This window comes from Azospirillum sp. UFLA03-27 (assembly GCF_059803775.1).
In genome coordinates this window covers 1-1,665 of sequence record NZ_JAUQTX010000481.1, presented here as the reverse complement: position 1 = coordinate 1,665, position 1,665 = coordinate 1, and the positions used below count along the sequence as shown (strand labels likewise).

Annotated in this window: 2 protein-coding genes and 3 tRNA genes; 2 read left to right on the top strand and 3 right to left on the bottom strand. The window is 68.5% G+C overall.

Going from position 1 to position 1,665, the window contains the following annotated elements:
• The 3 genes from Q4I23_RS32570 to Q4I23_RS32560 form a co-directional block, all read right to left on the bottom strand.
• The coding region (locus tag Q4I23_RS32570) for a GTP-binding protein (RefSeq protein ID WP_253828407.1) at positions 1-122 on the bottom strand (122 nt) is incomplete at its 3' end.
• An 81-nt stretch (positions 123-203) separates the two neighbouring features.
• Positions 204-277 (bottom strand) — tRNA-Gly (locus tag Q4I23_RS32565).
• Positions 278-341: 64 nt separating this feature from the next.
• Positions 342-427: transfer RNA gene (locus tag Q4I23_RS32560), tRNA-Tyr, on the bottom strand.
• Between the two features lie 144 nt (positions 428-571).
• On the opposite strand from Q4I23_RS32560, the gene rlmB reads away from it, so the two are divergent.
• Positions 572-1,426 (top strand): 23S rRNA (guanosine(2251)-2'-O)-methyltransferase RlmB, encoded by an 855-nt coding sequence (gene rlmB, locus Q4I23_RS32555; RefSeq protein WP_498528983.1) that lies wholly within the window; start codon positions 572-574, stop codon positions 1,424-1,426.
• 91 nt (positions 1,427-1,517) lie between these two features.
• Positions 1,518-1,593: transfer RNA gene (locus tag Q4I23_RS32550), tRNA-Thr, on the top strand.
• Positions 1,594-1,665: the final 72 nt, after the last annotated feature.

Genomic DNA, 1,665 nt, shown 5'->3' with positions numbered 1-1,665 from the left:
CCGCCGCTCTCGGCCAGCACCTTCGTGATCGCCGCCGTCAGCGACGTCTTGCCGTGGTCGACGTGGCCGATCGTGCCAATGTTGCAGTGCGGCTTGTTCCGCTCAAACTTTGCCTTCGCCATCGCTTTGGTCTTTCGTTCCCGACGTTCCGGACGCACACAATGGCCCGGCCGAGACCGACATTTCCCTTAGCGCGGGGGGATTGGAGCGGGTGAGGGGAATCGAACCCCCGTCGTAAGCTTGGAAGGCTTCTGCTCTACCATTGAGCTACACCCGCCTGCCACGCCCCGCCCGGCGCTATCGACCGGGAACTGCGATCACGGACAAGCCGTGGAATGTAGTGGTGGAAGGGGCTGGATTCGAACCAGCGTACGCGTACGCGGGCAGATTTACAGTCTGCTGCCTTTAACCACTCGGCCACCCTTCCTCAGGCCCGCTGCGGGACATGCCCGCCGCGGAGTTCGGCACTATGAGAATTTTTCAGGCCTTGTCAACACGTCTGAAGCAGTCCAAACCAGAAAACTGTGAATAACCGCGGCGGGCTTAGGCCTGCCCCCTCCAGCCGGACACCATGACCCGTTCGAAGAAGCCATCCGCGCCCCACGGCCAGCCCCCTGCCCCGGCCAAGAACCACTCCCCATCCCACCGCGAGTCGCGCGGCGACCGCCCCTCTCCCGGGCGCGGCGCGCAGGGCGTCCTGCTCTACGGCCTGCATCCGGTGTCGGCGGCGTGGCTGAACCCGGAGCGGCGCATCCACCGCCTGATCGCGACGGAGGCGGGCCGCGCCGCGCTGGAGCCTGTGCTGGCCCAGGCCAAGGCCCGCGGGCTCCAGCGCCCCAGCCTGATGCCGGCCGACCGCAACGACCTGGACCGCATGCTGCCGCCGGGTGCCGTGCACCAGGGCGTGGCGGTGGACGTCGTCCCCCTGGACGAGATCGGGATCGAGGACCTCTGCGTGGAGGCCGATTCGGACCCGTCGGCGCTCGTCGTCGTCCTCGACCAGGTGACCGACCCGCACAATGTCGGCGCGATCCTGCGCTCCGCCTCGGCCTTCGGGGCCAAAGCGGTGGTGGTGACGGAGCGCAACGCACCGGAGACCACCGGCGTTCTCGCCAAGAGCGCTTCGGGAGCGCTGGAGTCGGTGCCGCTGGTGCGCGTGACCAACCTCGCCCGCGCGCTCGCCGATCTCCAGCAGGCCGGCTTCTGGACCGTCGGCCTTGCCGAGTCGGGGAAGAGCACGCTCGCCCAGTGCAACCTGACGGGCCGCACCGCGCTGGTTCTGGGGGCCGAGGGGGCCGGACTGCGCCGCCTGACCATGGAGCGCTGCGACATCGTCGCGCGCCTGCCGACCCAAGGACCGGTGGGCAGCCTGAACGTCTCCAACGCCGCCGCCGTCGCGCTCTACGAGGTCGCCCGGCTGCGCTGACGCGGCGCCGAACGCGCCGCACAGGTGAGGCTTGCTGCGGACCGCGGAGGACGCTAGTGTAAGCGCCCGCCGCGGTCTGGCCAGGCGGCACGCCGGTTTAGCTCAGTTGGTAGAGCAGCGGTTTTGTAAACCGAAGGTCGCGGGTTCGAGCCCTGCAACCGGCACCACCTTTTCCTCTCGCCAGACCGACGCCCGGCCCTGTCTCTTATACACATCTGACGCTGCCGACGATTATACGC

Coding starts and splice junctions, on each gene's coding strand:
- rlmB (WP_498528983.1), top strand. CDS start 572: ATGACCCGTTCGAAGAAGCCATCCGCGCCCCACGGCCAGCCCCCTGCC.